Origin of the sequence: Novosphingobium mangrovisedimenti (genome assembly GCF_025153475.1) — a bacterium.
Taxonomy (GTDB): Bacteria; Pseudomonadota; Alphaproteobacteria; order Sphingomonadales; family Sphingomonadaceae; genus Novosphingobium; species Novosphingobium mangrovi_A.
In genome coordinates this window covers 108,319-126,897 of the sequence record NZ_JANZXA010000014.1, presented here as the reverse complement: position 1 = coordinate 126,897, position 18,579 = coordinate 108,319, and the positions used below count along the sequence as shown (strand labels likewise).

Sequence of the window (18,579 nt, the reverse complement as noted above, 5' to 3'; positions counted from 1 at the left end):
GCCACGATCGCCAGCGGCAACCTGACCATCTCGGCCGGCGCCCTGGCGCAGGACATCGACATCACGCAGACCGGCAGCGGCGGCGATGCCCGGGGCGGCACGGCCCGCCTCGGCACCGCGGGCACTGCAGCGGTGAGCGTGAGCGGCACCACCGACATCATCGCCAACGCCCAGTCCGCATCGGCCTTCGGCGCGGGCGGAACCGGCGGCATGGCAACGGGCGGCACGGCGACGATCCTCGCGCAGGGCGGATCGCTCTCGCTCGCCGACACCAACATCGGCGGCAACGCGATCTTCGGCGCCGGAGAGGCGAGCGACGGGCGCACCAGCACGGCAGGCACGGCCCGGATCGAGACCACCGGCGGTGCCATCGGCATCGGCGGAGCCCTTCAGGTACAGGCCGCCGCGCAACGCCTGAGTGCCCTTGCCACGTTCGCTGGCATCGATGCGCAGGGCGGGACGGCCACCGCTGCGGCAAGCGGTGGCAGCCTGACCGTAAGCGGCAATACCACCATCGACGGCGGCGCCTCCGGCGGCGCGGCAAACATCGCCGGAGCTGCAGGCGGCAACGGTACCGCGGGCTCTGCGCTCGTGCAGGCCACGAACAACGGCCTAGTCGCGCTGGGCGGCAATCTGGACCTGCTGGCTGTCGGTACCGGCGGCACGGCCTCGGGCACGAATGCAAACGGCGGCACCGGCACGGGCGGCACGGCCGCAATTACGCAACAGACCGGCGGCGCGACCACCATCACCGGCGCTCTGACTCTCGATGCCCGTGGCATCGGTGGCGCCGGCATGAATGCTGGCGGGGATGCCATCGGCGGCAACACCCTGATGACGGTCGCCGCGGGCACGTTCACGGTCGGCAGCGATGCGACCTTCGTCGCCGATGCGACCGCAGGAGCGGGCAGCACGCCCGGTCTGGCGACCGCCGGATTCGTGGGTCTCGCCAGCGGGACCGCCACGCCGGGCGCCTCGATCACGGTCGGCGGTGCACTGACCGCCTCGGCGCTGGGTGACACGGCACGCGCGGACGGCCTCGGCTTCCGTTTGCAGGCTGTGGGATCGGATCTCACGGTGACCGGGGCAAGCACGATTGCGAGCACCGGCGATGTCGTGTTCGACATCACCGGCGGCGGTGCTTTCACCAGCGGCGGCGCGCTGAGCGTGACCACCCCGGCCAGCCTCTCGTCGACCGGGACGATTACCTCGGGCGGCAATGTCTCCGTCCTTGCCGATTCCGGCATCGACATGACCGATCTGACCTCAGGCGGAACCACGTTGCTGCAAGCGCTCTCCGGCCCGGTAACGGTCGGGAACCTGCTGTCGAGCGATCTTGTGACCGTGCTCGGCCAGTCCGTCGACATCGGTTCGACCGGCGGGCTTTCGTTCACCAGCGCCGATGCGACGGCAGGCAACCTGGCGCTGCGGGTTGCGGGCGATCTGCTCGTTGCGACGGTGGACGCGACCGGCGCGGTGACCCTGTCGAGCAGCGGCGGTTCGGTCAGCAACACCGGCGCGGTCACGGGCGCGGGGCTGACGCTCGATGCAGCGACCGACGTCAATGCCGGGGGACCGCTGACGTCGAGCGGCACACTCGACATTACCGCCGGACAGACCTTAGCGCTCGACGCCGTGGCGACAGGCACTGCCATAACGGCAACGTCCGCAGACATCGCGATCGGCCCGACCGGCCAGATCGGCACCCGCGGTACGACGGCCACGGTCGATCTGACGAACAGCGACGGCGGCAATCCGACGTTCCTCGGCGGCACCCCGCAGACAGGAGGCTACAGCCTCGATGGCGCCGAGTTCGCGCGTGTCTTCGCAGACGGCGGCATTACCGTGCGGATACCCGGCAACGGCACCGTCGCGGACACCTTCGTCGGCGATCTTGCCCTCGCCTACGGGCCGGCGGGCAACATCGGCACGGGCGGAACGCTCTCGCTGGTCTCTGGCGGACGGATCGCTGTCTTCGGCAACGTGACGCTGGCGACCGCAAGCGCCTCCGACACCTTCAATATCAATGCCACCCGGCTCGATGTCGTTACGGACAGTGGCAGCCTCGTCATGACCGATTCCGCCGGCACGCCGCTCGGTACACTGGCAGTCTCCGCCGATACGTTCGCGGTCGCCGATTCCGCCACGCTCGGCCTGCTCGACCCGACCGGCGACGTGGTTGCCACCAATGCCTTGCTCGATGCGCCGGGCATGGCCAGCGGCGCGGACGTGCTCGTGGCCGGAGGGATCGACGCCTCGGTCTCCGACGGGATCTTCATCCAGAATCTAGGAAGCTCGACCGAATACGCCGACAGGCTCGGTTTCACGGCGAACAGGCTGGCGATCAACACCGCCTCGGGCACGACCCGGATCGTCGTCAACGGCGTCACGCTCGATGCCGGTGGCAATCCGGTAAGCGGGCTCGACACGGTCGGCACGATCATCATCAACGGCAACGCCGCAGCGGCGGGCGGGCTCTTCGATCCGCTGTCGTCCGTCAATGGCTGCATAATCGGGCTGACGTGCCTGATTTCGCCGACGCCGACACCGACCAAGCCCGATCTCGAACAGACCGTCGATGGCAGCGATCCGCTCGGAACGACCAACCTGTTCTTCGAGACCATCGGGTTCAAGGAGCCCGAGCCGGACAGGCTGCAACCCCTTGTCGACGAACCCGTGACCGGCGTAGGCAACGAGGACCTGTGGGGAAGCCAATGTGGCTCGGAAGGCTGCTCCGGGAACGAACAATAGATCGCCGCCACCCGAAGGCAGCCTCGCCGGGACACTGTTCGGCGCGCACAAACGCAGGAGGCCGTATGACTGTTACCAACAGCAAGACCGGAACCAACATCAGCGCGATCACCGATGGCATCTGGCGCATCAACACGCCCGTCGCCCTGGAGGGCGGGATGGCCTTTTCCTTCAACCAGTATCTGGTCGAGGCCGAGCGCCCGCTCCTGTTCCACACCGGTCCCCGCCAGATTTTCGAAGTGGTGCGCGAGGCAGTGGAGCACGTTATGCCTTGCGCGCGGGTTCGCTACATCGGGTTCTGCCACATGGAGGCGGACGAGTGCGGCTCGCTGAACGAGTGGCTCGCGTGCGCGCCCGATGCCGTACCCCTGTGCAGCGCCATCGGGGCCATGACCTCGGTCGGCGACATGGCCGACAGGCCGCCGCAGGTGATCCCCGATGGCGAAACGCTCGATCTCGGGGGACGCACGGTGCAATGGTTCGATGCGCCGCATGTGCCACATGGTTGGGACAATGGCTTCCTGTTCGAAACCGTCACCGGCACGCTGATGTGCGGGGACCTGTTCACCCAGCCGGGAGAAGGAACCGAGGCACTGACCGAAACCGACATCCTGACGCCCAGCGAAGCCTTCCGCCAGGCCATGGACTACTACGCCCACGGCCCCGAAACCGGGCCGACACTGGCCCGCCTCGCCGCCGCCGAACCGAAGGTCCTCGCCTGCATGCACGGCAGCGCATGGCGGGGTGATGGCGGCGGGTTGCTGCGCAGGCTGGCCGGGTCTCTGGCGGGCCAGCCCTGACGAACGGATCGCGCCGTCAGCCGCAGGCCCGGGCAAGAAAGGCGCTGACGCGGTCGTCGTCGCTCATGGTAACGTTGAAGCGCAGATAGTCGCTCCACATCCCGTTCGTGCTGAACACGTTGCCCGGCGCCAGCACGATGTCATCCGCCAGCGCGGCGCGGGCGAGCTTTGCGGCATCGAGTCCGTCCGGGAGACGTGCCCAGATGAACAGGCCTGCGGCAGGCTCGATCCATGGTGTGATGCCGATCTTGCGCAGCCGCTCGATCGTTCGTGCCCGGGCGCGGGCAAGGCGCGTGCGCACACCCTCTATGTGCCGGCGATATCCGCCATCGGTCAGCACGGTATGGAGCACTTCGGCCGACAACGGATTGCCTGACATCGAGGTGGCAATGCGCAAGTCCGCGAGAGCCTCGATCCAGTCCGGGCGTGCGGCAATGTGTCCGCAGCGTATGGCCGCGGTCACCGACTTGGAAAAGCTGCCGATGCGGATCACCCGGTCGAGCCCGTCGAAAGCGGCAAGGCGCGGGGCTGGCGTATCTTCGAAATCGGCGAAGACATCGTCCTCCACGATCACCAGATCATGTAGTTCTGCCAGTTTGAGCAGACGATGCGCGGTGGCCGCGGACAACGTCGCGCCCGTCGGGTTGTGGCTGGCCGAATTGGTCAGGTAGAAACGCGGCCGATGCTCGGCCAGTGCCGCCGCGAACGCGGTCGTGTCCGGCCCCGTCGGCGTCATGGGTATCCCGACGACGTTGGCCCGGTGCGCGCGCAACAGTGCGAGGAAATTGAAGTAGCACGGATCGTCGACCAGCACGGTATCGCCCGGTTCGAGCAGGAAGCGGCTGACGAGATCGAGCGCATGGGTGCTGCTCTCGGTCAGCAGGATCTGGTCCGGCGCGGCACCGACACCCTGATCGTCGAGCCGCCGGGCAAGCAACGCGCGCAGCGGCGGCGACCCGAGCAACGATGCATACTGCGTCAGCGGCCCGTCCGCGTCGCTGCGCGCAACCGCGCGTAGCGCCTTGCGGATCGGCCCGCCCGCCAGCCAGTCGTCCGGCAGCCACCCGCAACCCGGCTTGAGCGCCTCCGATGGCCCCATCAGGGACTGGCGCAGCATCCACAGGGGATCGACCTCGCGCTCGGCAGGCGCACCGATCCGGTCCAGCGACAGCGGGGCCAGCGGGGCCGAGACATAGAATCCCGCACCCGGCCGTGACCGGATCACACCATCGGCCGCCAGCCGGTCATAGGCTTCCACCACCGTCGATTTCGAAAAGCCGATCGCTTCGGCCATGGCCCGCACGGAAGGCAGGCGGGAGCCCGGAGTCAGGACGCGCCGGTCTATGCGGTCCCGGATCGACTGCATGACCTGTCCGGTGCGAGTAAGATTGATCGTAGCCACTGTACTGAAATCCTGATCGGTACGGTTTTATTGAATTGTATCTATCCGTCCCTGTGGTGGCCAGCGTTTTTCATGCATTGGAGGGCGCACAGGAGGAAAAGATGAAGACCAAGCTCTATCCGTCGCTCGTCGCCGCTCTCTGCATCGCGACGGCAGCCCCCGCCGCCGCGCAGGACAAGGTCGGCCCCAACAGCTATGCTGTCACCCTGCAACTGGCAGACCTGCATCCCGATACGCCAGAAGCAGCGCGGCGAATGCTCGCACGGATCGAAAACGCGGCGCTCACCGTGTGCGGCGCATCATCGTTCAGCCTGCGCGAAGTAAAGCTGTCCGTCCGCAGATCCACTTGCTGGCGCAACAGCGTGGCCGAAACGGTGACACGGATCGATGCCCCTTTGCTGACCCTTGCGCATCAGCGCTACAACTGATCGGAAGGAGATCGCATGAAACGCCCCTTCAAACTCGTCGACGTGTTCGGGACCGATCCCTTCACCGGCAACCCGCTCGCGGTAATCGCCGATGGCGAGGATCTCGACACCGAGGACATGCAGCGCATCACGCGCTGGCTGAACCTGTCCGAAACCACGTTCCTGTTGCCGCCGACGCGCGACGATGCCGACTATCGCGTACGGATCTTCACGCTCGCGCATGAACTGCCCTTCGCCGGACACCCGACGCTCGGCACCTGCCACGCGTGGCTTGAAGCCGGCGGCAGGCCGAAGCGCGAAGGCATCGTCGTTCAGGAATGCGGCGTTGGCCTTGTGGAAATTCGCCGGGAAGCGGAGCGCCTGGCCTTTGCGGCGCCGCCACTGATCCGTGACGGCGTACCGACCGAAGCCGAGGTCGCGAAGATCGCCGAGGCACTGCGGGTTGATCCCGAAGCGATCGTCGAAGCCCGTTGGGTGGACAACGGGCCGGGCTGGATCGCGGTACTGCTGTCATCGGCGGAAGCGGTGCTGGCAATCGACCCGATCAGGCACCATCCGGAACGGCTGGACATCGGGATCGTGGGGCCGCACGCGCCCGGTGGCGAGGCAGCATTCGAAGTACGTGCGCTCTTCACCGGACCGGATGGCTCCCTGATCGAGGACCCCGTTACCGGGAGCCTCAATGCCTCCGTCGCGCAATGGCTGTTCTCCAGCGGACGGGCACGGGATCACTATGTGGCCGCGCAGGGCACACGACTGGGCCGGAGCGGCCGGGTCGACCTGCGGCAGGATGCGAGTGGTCAGGTCTGGGTCGGCGGACGCACCCGAACGCTGTTTTCCGGACAAGGATGACACGTCGGGGCAGACGCTTGCCCGGCCTCCCCCGGAGACCGGGCAAGCACGCATTCAGGACTTGTGCGCGGCGATGACGTCGACGATGTCGTCGGTCATGTGATGCGCCATGTCCTTGCCGATCTCGCCGATCAGCCGCGCGCTCGTCTCGCGGCCGTAATGCTTGCGCAGTTCGCCAAGAGCCCGGGGTGCTGCAATCACGACCACGCCGGCTCCGGGCGCTCCGGCCGCGAAACTTTCCAGCAAGGCGGCGGCATCCCTCGCGAAAGTTTCCTCGGCATGCTCGTGCCAGTCGGTCTCCCCGTAGCTGCTGCCGCGCGTGCCCATACCCATCTGAACTCGCCCCGCCGCATCGGACCCGATCTCTCCGGATGACGCATTGGCCGTCTCTTCATGCCGTATCGTGGTCAGGACGGGATACTTGCTGTCGCCATCGTTCCTGAAAACGAGGGATTTGGCTCCATCCAGAACCATCACCAATGTGCCGTTCTCGATCTTCATCGTATCACCCTTTCTCGATCCGACCATGCTTCAACGCGGCAAGCCAATCCCTTCAGGACACCCTGGTTTCATCCAGTCCGGGCTTGGTCCAGCCCCGCGCCTCGGCGAGCAGGCGGATGACTTCCGCATCCTCCGTCTGCCGGAAATCGCGGTAGTGCATCCCCACGGCATGGAACGGCTCGGGCGACGCCAGGCAGACCACACGGTCGCACAGCGCCTCCAGATCGGGCAGGACATCCCTGGGCGCGAGCGGAATGGCAAGCACGATCCGCGCCGGCCTGGCCTTGGCAAGCCCCTGCAGGGCCGCCCGCACAGTGCCGCCGGTCGCGATCCCGTCATCGACGATGACGACCGTCCGCCCTTCGAGCGCGATCGGCGGGCCGGTGCGATAGAGCACGCGGCGGCGCTCTATCTCGGCCAGTTCCCGCTCGACCTGCCGGTCGATGTATTCACTGCTGGCGCCCACCATCCGCGCCATCGCCTCGTCCACGACTACCTGGGGCGAAGCGCCGTCCACCAGCGCACCGATGCCATATTCCTCGTGCCCCGGGGCCCCGATCTTGCGAACCATCAGGATGTCCAGCGGCGCCCCGAGCACCTTGGCCACTTCGAAGCCGACCGGCACGCCGCCGCGAGGCAAGGCAAGGATGACGGGGTTGTCCAGATTTAGCGCCTCGACCGCCCGCGCCAGATACTGCCCGGCCTCCTCGCGATCGGCAAAGCTTGTGCGGCCCCTCATTGCGTGCCTCCCAGATGTCGGCGGAACCATTCGCTGGCGAGAGCGACGACCTGATCCAGCGTTCCCGGCTCCTCGAAGAGATGGCCCGCCCCCGGAACGATCGTCATTTCCCGCTCGCACTGCATGGCATCGTAGGCCGAGGCATTCAGGTCGATGACCACGCCGTCCATCTCTCCGACGATCAGCAGCGTCGGCGCCTGCACGCGGGCCAGGGCTTCCGCCCCGGCAAGGTCGGGCCGCCCGCCGCGCGACACCACCGCAGCGATGCGCGGATCGCCGGCGGCTGCCATCAGCGCCGCGCCGCCGCCGGTGCTGGCGCCGAAGTAGCAAGGACGAAGGTCCCGCGTTTCCGGCTGGCTCGCCGCCCAGTCCACGGCCAGACGCAGCCGGGAGGCGAGCAGCGCGATGTCAAACACGTTGGCACGGTCCCGCTCTTCCTGCGGGCTCAACAGGTCGAGCAGCAACGTCGCCATGCCATCTTCGCGCAGGCGCGCGGCAACATAGTTGTTGCGCGGGCTGAGCCTTCCGCTGCCGCTGCCATGGGCGAAGACGACAAGGCCCCGGGCATTTTCGGGCACGCCCAGAATAGCCACCAGTTCCGGTTTGTCGCCGAAGCGCACTTCATGCGCCAGGCCGTTGGCGGACGCCGCGCTCATAGCCCGAACGGCCAGGTTTCGGGGGCGCCGTGCGGCCTTTCATGGCCCAGCGGGGTGACCGCCCTGGTTTCCTCGAACCAGACGAAGGCGTCGAACTGGTCGGCGATCACGGCTTCGAAGTAGTGGCTCGCGCGCTCGGTTTCGGGCCGATAGACCACCCCGATCGCGCGTTCGAGCAAGGTCTGCGAGAGCAGACCCGCAAGGTCCTTGCGCTTGTGGCCGCGCCAGTCGGTCAGGCTGCGGGCAAGGCCGGTGCGACGAAAAGCCGCTTCCCAGCTGTCGTCGCGCGCCGGACGCACCTGCATCACCCGCATGTCCGCGCCCCAGTCGGAAGCGGCGGCCACGGTGCCCCGGTCGGTTCCGAAACCGATCAGCACGGCCTGATCGCCGAAGGCGGCGCGCACCAGTTCGCCGATGTTGAACTCACCCCGCCAGCCCATCGCGGTGGCAGAGGCATTGCCGATGTGAGAATTGTGCGCCCAGATCGCCGTGCGCGCATCCTCGCGGTGGGCCATGAGCCGCAGGAGCGTGTCGAACATGTGGCGGTCGCGCAAGTTCCAGCTTGCCGCCGATCCGCGATACATGGCGCGGTAGTACTGCTCGGCCGCCCGCACGATCCGCGCATTCTGCTCGGCATCGAAGAAGGCCTCGCCGTCCTCCCCGATGTATTCCATCCGCTCGGCCAGCAACCGTTCGAGCTGCGCTACCACCGCATCCTCGCAGTCGCCGAGATTGCCGTACTCGACCTGCCGGCCATAGTGCTGCGGCTCGTCCTGCCATGCCATCAGGCAGGCATAGCGCCGCCGGGCCTCGGCAGCGGCCTGCGGATCGTGGGCATCGAGATAGGCGATCACGGCATGCATCGATTCGCTCAGCGAATAGACGTCGAGCCCATGCATGCTCGCGCGTTCATCCTCGGGCAGCGCCGCATTGTGCCCTCGCAGCCAGTCGGCGAAGGCCAGCACTTCCTCGTTGCGCCACATCCAGGTGGGGAAGCGCACGAACGCCTCCCCCCGGCGCGGACGCGGCGCGCGGTGGCGGGCATAGGCGTCGATCCGGGCAATGTCGGGCCAGTCGCCCTCCACCGCCACGCAATTGAAGCCGTGCCGTTCGATCAGCCGCCGCGTGATCGCCGCACGCGCGGCATAGAATTCATGGCTGCCGTGCGTGGCTTCCCCAAGGAGGACCACGCGCGCGTCGCCAAAGCGCTCGAACGCATCGGCGAAATCGGGCGCATCGGGACTGGGCAAGCGCTCGCCAGCGGCACGCAGACCGTGCGCGAGCGCCGTTTGGTCAACTGTTATCCGGCCTTGCATCGTCATGGGATGCTCCGCAGGTTTTCAACACGCGCCGGGGTTGCCTTTTCTTACACCACTCCCCCTCCCCCCGCAACGTCCGCGTGAATGCTTGAGGGGTATGCGCGGGACGGTGTCACGCGTCCTGCGACTTGTCCTTTTTCGACACCAGCCAGTCGGCGAAACTCATCGGGAAGGGGAACACGACCGTCGAATTGTTGCCCTCGTTGGCGAAGATGTTCAGCGTCGAAAGGTAGCGCAACTGCATCGCCTCCGGCGCCTGGCCGAGGATGTGGGCGGCTTCGAGCAGCTTCGCCGCCGCCTGCTGCTCGCCTTCGGCATTGATCACCTTGGCCCGCCGTTCGCGTTCGGCCTCGGCCTGGCGGGCAATGGCCCGGATCATCGATTCGTCGATGTCGACATGCTTGATCTCGACATTGGCGACCTTGATGCCCCAGGCATCCGTCTGCTTGTCGAGAATCTCCTGAATGTCGGCATTGAGCTTGTCACGCTCGGCGAGCATTTCATCGAGTTCGTGCTTGCCCAGCACCGAGCGCAGCGTCGTCTGCGCCAGCTGGCTGGTCGCCTGGATGAAATCCTCGACCTGGATGATCGCACTCTCGGGGTCCAGCACCCGGAAATAGACGACGGCATTCACTTTCACGGAAACGTTGTCGCGCGAGATCACGTCCTGCGTCGGCACGTCGAGCACGACCGTGCGCAAGTCGGTACGGACCATCTGCTGGACGAAGGGAATGAGGATGATGAGCCCCGGCCCCTTCACGCCGGTAAAGCGCCCCAGCGTGAACACCACGCCGCGTTCGTACTCCCTCAGGATCTTGATCGCCGCCCACAGGAAAAGGAGCAGGAGGAGGACCAGAGGGGAAAAGAAGCCGATACTGCTCACACTATCCATCTTCGCCTTCTCCTGTCAGATCGGACGCCTCGGGCACCACGCTGAGCTGCAAACCGTCGATGTCGCGAACCATCACCATCGCGCCCGCGGGCAGCGACGCCGGCCCCGCCGCGTTCCATCGCTCGCTGTGAACGAAAACGTGGCCGCTGCCGCCCTCCCAGTCGAGCACTTTCCCGCTTGCCCCGATCAGTTCCTCGCGGCCTGTCGCCACCGGTCTTCGCAGCGACCGGATGCCGGTCCGCGCGACCACGATGATGAGCCCCGCGCTGAACACGGCCACGCCGGCAAGGACGGACCAGTTGATCCTGAAGCCCGGCGCGCCGGTATCGAACAGGATCGCAGCACCGAAGATGAACGCGGCGATGCCGCCTATGCCCAGCGCTCCGAAGGAAGGCGCGAAAGCCTCCGCCACCATCAGCCCCAGCCCCAGAACGATCAGCGCAAGGCCCGCGAAATCGACAGGCAGCGCCGCGAGTGCATAGAGCCCGATCAGGAGCGAGATCGCGCCGACCGTTCCCGGAACGATCGATCCCGGGTTCCAGAATTCGAAGAACAGGCCGTAGATGCCGATCATCATCAGCATCAGCGCGATGTTGGGATCGGTAATCGCGCCGAGGAACCGCGTGGTCCAGTCCGGCTCGACGCGCACCAGCGCGATCCCGGTGGTTTCAAGCGTACGCGACCTGCCGTTGACGACGACCTTCCGGCCGTCGAGCTGCCCGAGCAGCGAGGGTACGTCGGCTGCGACGATATCGACGACGTTGCGTTCCAGCGCGGCCCGTGCGGAAAGGCTGGCGGCATCGCGGACCGCCTGCTCGGCCCAGTCGGCGTTGCGCCCGCGCAGTTCGGCCAGCGAACGGATATAGGCGACCGCGTCGTTTACCGCCTTGCGTTCACCGGCGCTCTTGGGCGCCCCCGCCGCAGCATTGTCCTTGCCTGCCCCCTGTCCGCCGCGGCTGTCCGGCTGCCCCGGCACGGCGCCGATCTGGATCGGTGTCGCCGCCCCGAGGTTGGTCCCCGGGGCCATCGCCGCGACGTGGCTGGCACAGAGGATATAGGTGCCCGCGCTCGCCGCCCTCGCCCCGCTCGGATGGACATAAGTCACGACCGGAACCGGCATCGCCAGGATCGCCTGGATGATCTCGCGCATCGACTTGTCGAGGCCGCCCGGCGTGTCCATCTCCATGATGACCAGTTGCGCGCCTTCGTCGCGCGCCCGTTCGAGCCCTTCGGAAACATAGGCCGCCGTAGCCGGGCCGATCGCACCGTCGATCTGCAGCATGTATGCCCCGCCGCGCACCGATGGAGCGGCGCCCGCAAGGCCCGCCCACGACAGCACGAGCATGAGCGCGACAGCGCACATCCCAAAACACCACGACAGGTTCTTTGATCCCGGGAGTTCAGCCATCGGCATCCCCCTCCTCGTCAGGTTCTCGGCTCTCGCCCGTCGGTTTTACGACGGGATGTCACGTACTTTCCGATACCTATAGCATGTCCGAAGCGGGCTGGGAAAATGTTCCGGCCGAGGGCCCAAACGAAAAGGACGCCCGGCCTTGCGGATGGGCCGAGCGTCCAGATGGCGGCCTGGCCGCCTGGGTTTCTGACTGTGGGTCGGTCAGAAACCGGCAGAGATCGAGAACAGCACGGTCGATCCCGCGATCGACGAGCCGTCCTTGGTCGACGAGAAATTGGGCTGCAGATAAGCCGTTTCCGACTTCGACAGGTCGGTGTCGACATAGGCAACGCCGAGCGTCACCGGGCCGAGCACGTAGTCGGCACCCAGCATCCAGTCGATGTACTTGCCGGTCGGCGCCGGGCTGGTGCCCCAGGGGCCGAGGCCCGGGTTGCCGTCGGAGAAGCCGATGTGGCCCTTCAGGGTGAGCCCGGTGTTCGGGACGCCGACGCTGCCGTCGGTCCAGATGTAGAGGTTGTCGTTCTTGTCGCCCGGGTTGTCGTACGCCACCGAAGCAGCGGTGTTGTACCAGGTGCCAAGCGCTTCCTGCTTGGGCGCGTAGGCCACGCCGACCAGCAGGTTCGCCGGCCCGATGTCACCGGAAACCTTCACGTAGGGCTCGGCGAAGTCGGTGGTGTCGAGTCCGCCCGGGAACATGTACCAGGTCAGGCCCACGTCCACGGTGATGCCGCTGACGACTTCGGTCGCATAACCGCCGTAGATGTCGAGTTCCATGTTGGAACCGCCGAAAGTACCCCATCCCGAAAGGTTCGAGGCCCAGGTGCCGATGTACACGCCGCTCTCATGTGAAATGTCGAGGCCGGCCTGAACCGCCATTTCCTTGTCGGTCATGGAAACGCCACGGAAGCGGTAGTCGGTGACCAGCGTCGCACTGCCGGAGATCGTGATCGATTCCGGAATGTCCTGGGCCGCCACGGGGGTGGCAAACGCGAGACAGGCCGCGGCAAGAGCTGCAGCACCGGCAAACTGACGAGTTTTCATATTAGGAACGCCCTCATGTTGATGTAATTTTATCGTTCCGCCCTGCGGCCGGCGCGCCGAGCCCTGCTTGAATGCGGGTTCGTTTCACGCCGGCACTTCGAGAGGTACGCGGCACGCTTGTCCCCCTCCTTTCCGGCGTGTGACGAAATGTTTCTGTGACGCGCTCGGGCGATCAGTCGAAAAGAAAGCCGGGCGGGCCGCTGTCGCGCGCCCGCCCGGAAGGTTGGGGGGCCGAACGTAAGGGTGTCCGGCCACCAGATGAATGTTGCCTCAGTGGCCGAGCGGAAGCGGGCGCAGGATGGATTCCTTTCCGGTGATCCTGTCCTCGTGACCGCTCTGACGACGGCGCAGGATCCATTCGCTCAGGGTTTCGGCCGTGGTGTGATCCATGGCCTTCACCTTGCCGAGATCGAGGTGGACCGCCCGGCCGGCCGGCTGACGCTCCAAGACCGCATTAAGCCTGGTAAGCCCCACGAAGGTCGCGGCACCGTCCAGCTCGAGGCGGGTTTCCTCCTCGCCATCGTGCTCATGCACCTTGAGACGAAGGTCCTTGAGGTGAGGCAGCAGCTCAACCGCCGTCAGCGCGAGGCCGACGAGAACGCCGGTCAGCAGGTCGGTCGTGACCACCAGCACGAAGGTCACCGCCCATACCGTGGCCGGCAGCAGGCCGTGCGCCTTGAAAAGGTGCTGCACGTGCTTGACGCTCACCAGCTTCCAGCCGGTCACCACCAGCACGCCGCCCAGCGCCGCCATCGGCACTTCGGCGAGCAGCCAGGGAAGGACAGCCACGAAGCCCAGGATCCAGACGCCATGCAGCATCGCCGAAAGCCGGGTCCTGGCCCCCGCCTGCACGTTGGCCGAGCTGCGCACGATCACCCCGGTCATCGGCAGCGCGCCGACGAGGCCGCACAGCAGGTTGCCGATGCCCTGCGCACTCAGTTCCTTGTCGTACTTGGTGCGCACGCCATCATGCATGCGATCGACTGCGGCGGCCGAAAGCAGCGTCTCGGCACTGGCGATGAAGGCGATGGCAAGCGCTGCCACGATCAGCGTCGGGCTGGCGAGCGGGGCGAACCATTCCATCGAAGTCGGCAGCGCGAAGGCCGCACCGATCGATTCGGGCACCTGGATGCGCGCAACGTCGAGGTTCATGCCCCACGCCACCGCAGTTGCGGCCATCACGCCGAGCAGTGCACCGGGAACGAGCCCCATCGACTTGGGACGCAGCTTTTCCCAGCCGATCATCACGCCGATGGTGAGCAGGCCAAGCGCCAGCGCGAGTTCGGTCGCGGCAACATCGCTGAAATCGAGGCCGAGAACGCGCGCGGGCATCATGGCCATGTTCTCGAGACCGCTGGACATCGGCTTTTCGTCGAACAGGATGTGGAACTGACCGATCACGATCAGCGCGCCGATGCCGGCGAGCATGCCGTGCACGACGGCCGGGCTGATCGCGCGGAACAGGCCGCCGAGCTTCAGGGCGCCGGCGACCACCTGCAGCACACCGGCCAGCAGCAGCACCGGGCCGAGCGCCTCGAGCCCGTTCTCGCGCACGAACTCGAAGACGATGACCGCAAGGCCTGCGGCGGGGCCGCTGACCTGCAGCGGCGAGCCGGCGATCAGGCCGACGACGAGACCGCCGATAATGCCGGTAACGAGCCCCTTTTCCGGCGGCACGCCTGAGGCGATCGCGATGCCCATGCACAGCGGCATCGCGACCAGGAAGACAACGATGGACGCAGTGAAATCCCGTCCGAAATGGGCGAAGAGACCACTGCGCCCCTCGCCCGTAGCCGCGAGGGTCGCGCTCATTCGGCGGCCTCCGCGAACTCGGTGGCGATACGGGTGCGGGCCGCCAGCGCAACCGGCAGGTCGCGATCCTCGCGCAGCGGCACGAACTCGCCGGAATCCCCGTCGAGGCCCAGCACCTGGCCGGCGTGGATGTCGACGAACCAGCCGTGCAGCGTCATCGCGCCACGCGCGATCGCGGCAGCCACCGCGGGATGCGTACGCAGATGACCGATCTGGGCAACGATGTTTTCGAGGCTGATCGCGCGGACGCGTTCCTTGCCGTCGAGCTCGCCGTGGCAAGTACTCACGATGTGCTCGGCCGCCGCGCCATGACGCAGCCACGCGGCAACGTTGGGCATGGCCTCGAGCCCGGTCGGATCGCTGAGCGCCTTCATCGCGCCGCAGTCCGAATGGCCGCACACGATGATGTCGCGCACGCCGAGCACTGCGACGGCATATTCGACGGTAGAGGTCACACCGCCGTTCAGCGTGGAATAGGGCGGAACGATGTTGCCCGCATTGCGACACACGAACAGGTCGCCGGGCTGCGCCTGCATGATCTGTTCCGGCACGATGCGCGAATCCGCGCACGAGATCATGAGAGCCTTGGGCTCCTGACCATGGGTGGTCAGCTTGCCGAACAGTTCGCCATGGGCGGGGAAGATCGATTTCTCGAAATGGAAAACGCGGCCGATCAATTCGTTCACGTCGGTCACCTTTCTCTTGAACGTTGCGTGCCGGCCGCACGATGCCGCCAGCGTTGTTCAGGAGTTAGGGCGCACTATTTTCCTGTGTTCTTCGCGAGTGTTACGAAGTTTTGCTGCGACGCAGCGTCCTGCTAATCCTTCGCCAGCGGCAAACGGATGGTCGCACGAAGGCCACCCTCCGGCCGGTTGCGCAAGTCCAGGGTCCCGCCTTCCATGCGCACGGCCTTGCGCACGATCGGCAAGCCCAGCCCCATGCCCGCCGTGTCGCGGGTGCGCGCCGTGTCGAGCCGGACGAAAGGCTGCAGCGCGTCGGCTATGCGGTCTTCGGGGATGCCGGGACCATCGTCTTCGACGACGATTTCCGCAGCGCCGCCATCCCGCTTCACGTGAACCCTTGCATTGCCGCCATAGTGGATCGCGTTTTCCAGAAGGTTCGAAAGTGCGCGCCGGATCGCAACCGGCCGGACGCGGACTTCAAGGCTGGATGCGCCCGAATACGTTGCATCGGCGCCATGATCGGTGGCCGTATCAACCAGCGTTTCGGCCATGACGGCAATGTCGATCAACTCGGGCGGAATGTTGCGCCCGTCGCTGTCCACGTAGGCCTGCAACGATTCGAGAAGCATGCGCATCTCGTCGATGTCGTGAGTCAGCCCTTCCCGCACTTCGGAATCGACGGCGCTGTCGTCGAGACGAAGCTGCATGCGCGAAAGCGGCGTCTTGAGGTCATGGCCGATCGCCAGCATGGTCTGCGTCCGATCCGCCAGCGACTGGTGGATGCGTTCCTGCATTTCGTTGAGCGCGCGGATCAGGCTGCGAAGTTCGTCCGGGCCGCGCTCGGGAACGGGCTGCGGCAGCCCCGATCCCAGATGACGCGTCGCACCGATCAGGTTACGCAAGGGCCGGAGAGTCGCACGCAGCAGGATCCAGGCCAGAACAATCAGCAGCAGCGTGGGCAGGAGCATGCTGACGACACGCCCTACCGTCAGCTTCCACGCGGCATGCGCATGCGTGTTGAAACGCAGGAGGCTGCGGTCGGAAAGCTGGAGCGATCCGCCGATGTTTCCTTTCCCGGGCACGTTTTCGAGATGCAGCTCGAGATCGGCATAGGCCAGTTCGGGTTCGATTTCGACAACCTGCGCCCGCAAGTTGGCAAGGCCGAGCGATCCCCGCGGGCGATCCCCGGGCGCCATCCAGTCCAGGGAAAAGCGACTCGTGCTCAATGTCTGCGCGAGAACCTCGCGGGCATCGGGCGCGGCCCGTTCGAGCGTGCGGGTTGCCAGCACCAGGTTTTCGGCAATGCGTTCGGCATCATCGCGCCGCAATTCGAACGAATTGGCCCGATCGAACAGGACGGAATTGGCAACGAAATCGACGATGATGACAAGCAGGAGGATGCCCAGCAGCCGCTCTGGCAATCCCAGGCGCCGAAACAAGGCCATCATCCTGCCGGCCATCAGGCGCGGGCCACTTCCGCCTTGAACATGTAGCCTACGCCTCGCACGGTAACGATCGGACTCGGCGATCCTTCGGCCTGCAGCTTGCGGCGAAGGCGGCTAACCAGCACGTCGATGCTCCGGTCGGAACTGTCCCCGACACGCGAACGGGACAATTCCATCAGCCGCTCACGCCCCAGCACCCGCTGCGGGTAGCCGAGGAAGGTCGAAAGCAGGTCGAACTCCGCGCCTGTCAGGTCGACGATCGCGCCGCTGGGGGAACGCAGCTCGCGCCGGGCCAGCGAAACCTGCCAGCCGTCGAAGCGGATGACGTCCGGAGCCCGTCCATCGGCCGCGCCGTCGGAGACATTTTCGTATCCGTACCCGCCACCGCGCCGCAGAACCGCGCTGACCCGTGCGGCCAGTTCACGCGTGCTGAACGGCTTGGCAAGATAATCGTCAGCGCCCAGTTCCAGCCCGAGCACGCGATCCTCTTCGCTTCCGCGAGCACTCACGAAAATGATCGGCACGTCGCTTTCGCGTCGCAGCCGGCGGAACAGGTCGAAACCGCTGGTGCCGGGCAACATGATGTCGAGCACGACAAGCTGGACGGTGGTTTCCCGCAGCGTGATCCACATTTCCGCACCCGTCGCGGCAGTCAGCACATTGAAACCGCTTTGGCGCAGGGCGCGCGCCGTCAGCGTTCTCAATGCACCGTCGTCCTCGACCAGCAGGATAGTGGGTGGCGGTGTCATGGTGTCATGGGGGACGCGGAGGTTCGGGGCGATCGGCATCGTCTGTGGACTACTTCGCTTTCATATAGGTGCGGGGGCGCGGTCAGGCAAACCGCGCCCGTCGCAAATTAAGGGGTTATCCATAGCCAGCCGCCTGGCTGGCTCAGCCCTTGTCTCGGCCACGCACCCGATCGACGACCTCGATGAGCCCTGCCGCCTCGGCCGGAGCCAGGCCGCCGGTGATCGAGCCGCCGTTTTCGTCCTTGAAGCGCAACCGCCACGGATCGCGACTTTCAGGACGATAGGCACCGGCGATTTCTTCCACCACGTGATCGGGCACCTCGAAGACGAAGCGGGCGTACCTGTTGCAGGACACGACAGGCTCGTCCGTGCCGGGGCAATCGTCCAGCCAGTGCTCGGCGACAAGGATGTCCGCCTGTTCGAGACGGCCGCCCGCATGGTAACTGACGCCGACCATGTCGGGTCGACGATCGGGGACGACCAGCTCGTGCCAGACCTGCCAGCGCACCGCGCCGCTCTTGCGATCGACCAGCGCGCGCAAGTGGACATCGCGGGCATGCGCCCCTTCGATGCCTCGGCCACGATCCCAGGCCTTCTCGGTCGAAACCACGATATGCGGCTCTAGCGCTTCGTCCTCGACGCGGATGCGCTGGACGACTTCTGCCGGGGTAAGCCTTGCAAGCCCACGGGGCAGCTCGTCGTATGCAGCCGCCGAGCCGGCCCCGCCCAGTGCAAGACCTGCCGCCAGGATCGCCCGAAGGGCGATCACTGCGCGGCCTCTCCTCCGGTCATGTCGCTGGCGTCGGCGAGCGCCCGCGTTTCACGGCGCTGCTGCTCGGCCTGGACCAGATGATGACGGCAAACCCGGCTCTTCGTGGGATCGGGATGGCAAGCGGCCGGCAGGTTCACCGACTTGCTGCCTTCGGCGCGGGCCGGAAGCGGGGGATGGCCCTTGAGGTGCTTCACCGTATTGGCGCCGTATGCGGCGACAGGGATGGCGGCAGGCGTGGCGGCGGGAACGGAAAGGCCTGCGACAGCCAGAAGGAAAGCGGAAATCATGTCAGTCTCCATCTGCGGATGTGTTGCCGCTAGATA

General features: G+C 66.3%; 18 protein-coding genes. 4 read left to right on the top strand and 14 right to left on the bottom strand.

Annotation, left to right across the window (positions count from 1 at the left end; all coding sequences use genetic code 11):
• Positions 1-2,751 (top strand): beta strand repeat-containing protein (locus tag NZK81_RS18225; RefSeq protein WP_419181713.1); only part of this gene is annotated, 2,751 nt, incomplete at its 5' end.
• Between the two features lie 65 nt (positions 2,752-2,816).
• A complete protein-coding gene (locus NZK81_RS18220) occupies positions 2,817-3,551 on the top strand; it encodes an FprA family A-type flavoprotein (protein WP_260047515.1) in 735 nt (244 codons plus the stop codon).
• 16 nt (positions 3,552-3,567) lie between these two features.
• Here NZK81_RS18220 and NZK81_RS18215 read toward each other — a convergent pair whose 3' ends face one another.
• Positions 3,568-4,953 (bottom strand): aminotransferase-like domain-containing protein, encoded by a 1,386-nt coding sequence (locus tag NZK81_RS18215; RefSeq protein ID WP_311202112.1) that lies wholly within the window; start codon positions 4,951-4,953, stop codon positions 3,568-3,570.
• 101 nt (positions 4,954-5,054) lie between these two features.
• Here NZK81_RS18215 and NZK81_RS18210 point away from each other — a divergent pair, with 101 nt between their 5' ends.
• Entirely contained in the window at positions 5,055-5,381 is a 327-nt protein-coding gene (locus NZK81_RS18210; protein WP_260047514.1) for a UrcA family protein, read from the top strand.
• Between the two features lie 15 nt (positions 5,382-5,396).
• A complete protein-coding gene (locus NZK81_RS18205) occupies positions 5,397-6,233 on the top strand; it encodes a PhzF family phenazine biosynthesis protein (RefSeq protein WP_260047513.1) in 837 nt (278 codons plus the stop codon).
• 54 nt (positions 6,234-6,287) lie between these two features.
• Here NZK81_RS18205 and NZK81_RS18200 read toward each other — a convergent pair whose 3' ends face one another.
• From NZK81_RS18200 to NZK81_RS18140, 13 genes are all read right to left on the bottom strand, one after another.
• Positions 6,288-6,734: a host attachment family protein gene (locus tag NZK81_RS18200; RefSeq protein ID WP_260047512.1), complete on the bottom strand. Its 447-nt coding sequence runs from the start codon at positions 6,732-6,734 to the stop codon at positions 6,288-6,290.
• Positions 6,735-6,786: 52 nt separating this feature from the next.
• On the bottom strand, positions 6,787-7,473 hold the full coding sequence (locus NZK81_RS18195; protein WP_260047511.1) for a phosphoribosyltransferase: 687 nt from the start codon (positions 7,471-7,473) through the stop codon (positions 6,787-6,789).
• Entirely contained in the window at positions 7,470-8,129 is a 660-nt protein-coding gene (locus NZK81_RS18190) for a dienelactone hydrolase family protein (RefSeq protein ID WP_260047510.1), read from the bottom strand. Before NZK81_RS18190 ends, NZK81_RS18195 begins: the two co-directional genes overlap by 4 nt.
• Positions 8,126-9,451 carry an erythromycin esterase family protein gene (locus NZK81_RS18185; RefSeq protein ID WP_260047509.1) on the bottom strand — a complete coding sequence of 442 codons (1,326 nt, stop codon included), beginning with the start codon at positions 9,449-9,451 and terminating at the stop codon, positions 8,126-8,128. Before NZK81_RS18185 ends, NZK81_RS18190 begins: the two co-directional genes overlap by 4 nt.
• 109 nt (positions 9,452-9,560) lie before the next feature.
• Entirely contained in the window at positions 9,561-10,340 is a 780-nt protein-coding gene (locus NZK81_RS18180) for a slipin family protein (protein ID WP_260047508.1), read from the bottom strand.
• Positions 10,333-11,748 (bottom strand): NfeD family protein, encoded by a 1,416-nt coding sequence (locus NZK81_RS18175; protein ID WP_260047507.1) that lies wholly within the window; start codon positions 11,746-11,748, stop codon positions 10,333-10,335. Before NZK81_RS18175 ends, NZK81_RS18180 begins: the two co-directional genes overlap by 8 nt.
• Positions 11,749-11,955: 207 nt before the next feature.
• The gene (locus NZK81_RS18170; protein WP_260047506.1) at positions 11,956-12,795 is read right to left on the bottom strand and encodes a TorF family putative porin; all 840 of its coding nucleotides are present in this window, start codon (positions 12,793-12,795) and stop codon (positions 11,956-11,958) included.
• A 270-nt stretch (positions 12,796-13,065) separates the two neighbouring features.
• Positions 13,066-14,607 (bottom strand): SulP family inorganic anion transporter, encoded by a 1,542-nt coding sequence (locus NZK81_RS18165; RefSeq protein WP_260047505.1) that lies wholly within the window; start codon positions 14,605-14,607, stop codon positions 13,066-13,068.
• Positions 14,604-15,293: a carbonic anhydrase gene (locus NZK81_RS18160; protein ID WP_260047519.1), complete on the bottom strand. Its 690-nt coding sequence runs from the start codon at positions 15,291-15,293 to the stop codon at positions 14,604-14,606. Before NZK81_RS18160 ends, NZK81_RS18165 begins: the two co-directional genes overlap by 4 nt.
• A 131-nt stretch (positions 15,294-15,424) precedes the next feature.
• Entirely contained in the window at positions 15,425-16,735 is a 1,311-nt protein-coding gene (locus NZK81_RS18155; RefSeq protein ID WP_260047518.1) for an ATP-binding protein, read from the bottom strand.
• A gap of 14 nt (positions 16,736-16,749) precedes the next feature.
• Positions 16,750-17,484 (bottom strand): response regulator transcription factor, encoded by a 735-nt coding sequence (locus NZK81_RS18150; protein ID WP_260047504.1) that lies wholly within the window; start codon positions 17,482-17,484, stop codon positions 16,750-16,752.
• A 142-nt stretch (positions 17,485-17,626) separates the two neighbouring features.
• Complete coding sequence (locus NZK81_RS18145; RefSeq protein WP_260047503.1) at positions 17,627-18,253, bottom strand: hypothetical protein; 627 nt, start codon at positions 18,251-18,253, stop codon at positions 17,627-17,629.
• Positions 18,250-18,543, bottom strand: a complete 294-nt coding sequence (locus tag NZK81_RS18140) for a hypothetical protein (protein WP_260047502.1) — start codon at positions 18,541-18,543, stop codon at positions 18,250-18,252. Before NZK81_RS18140 ends, NZK81_RS18145 begins: the two co-directional genes overlap by 4 nt.
• Positions 18,544-18,579 lie beyond the last annotated feature (36 nt).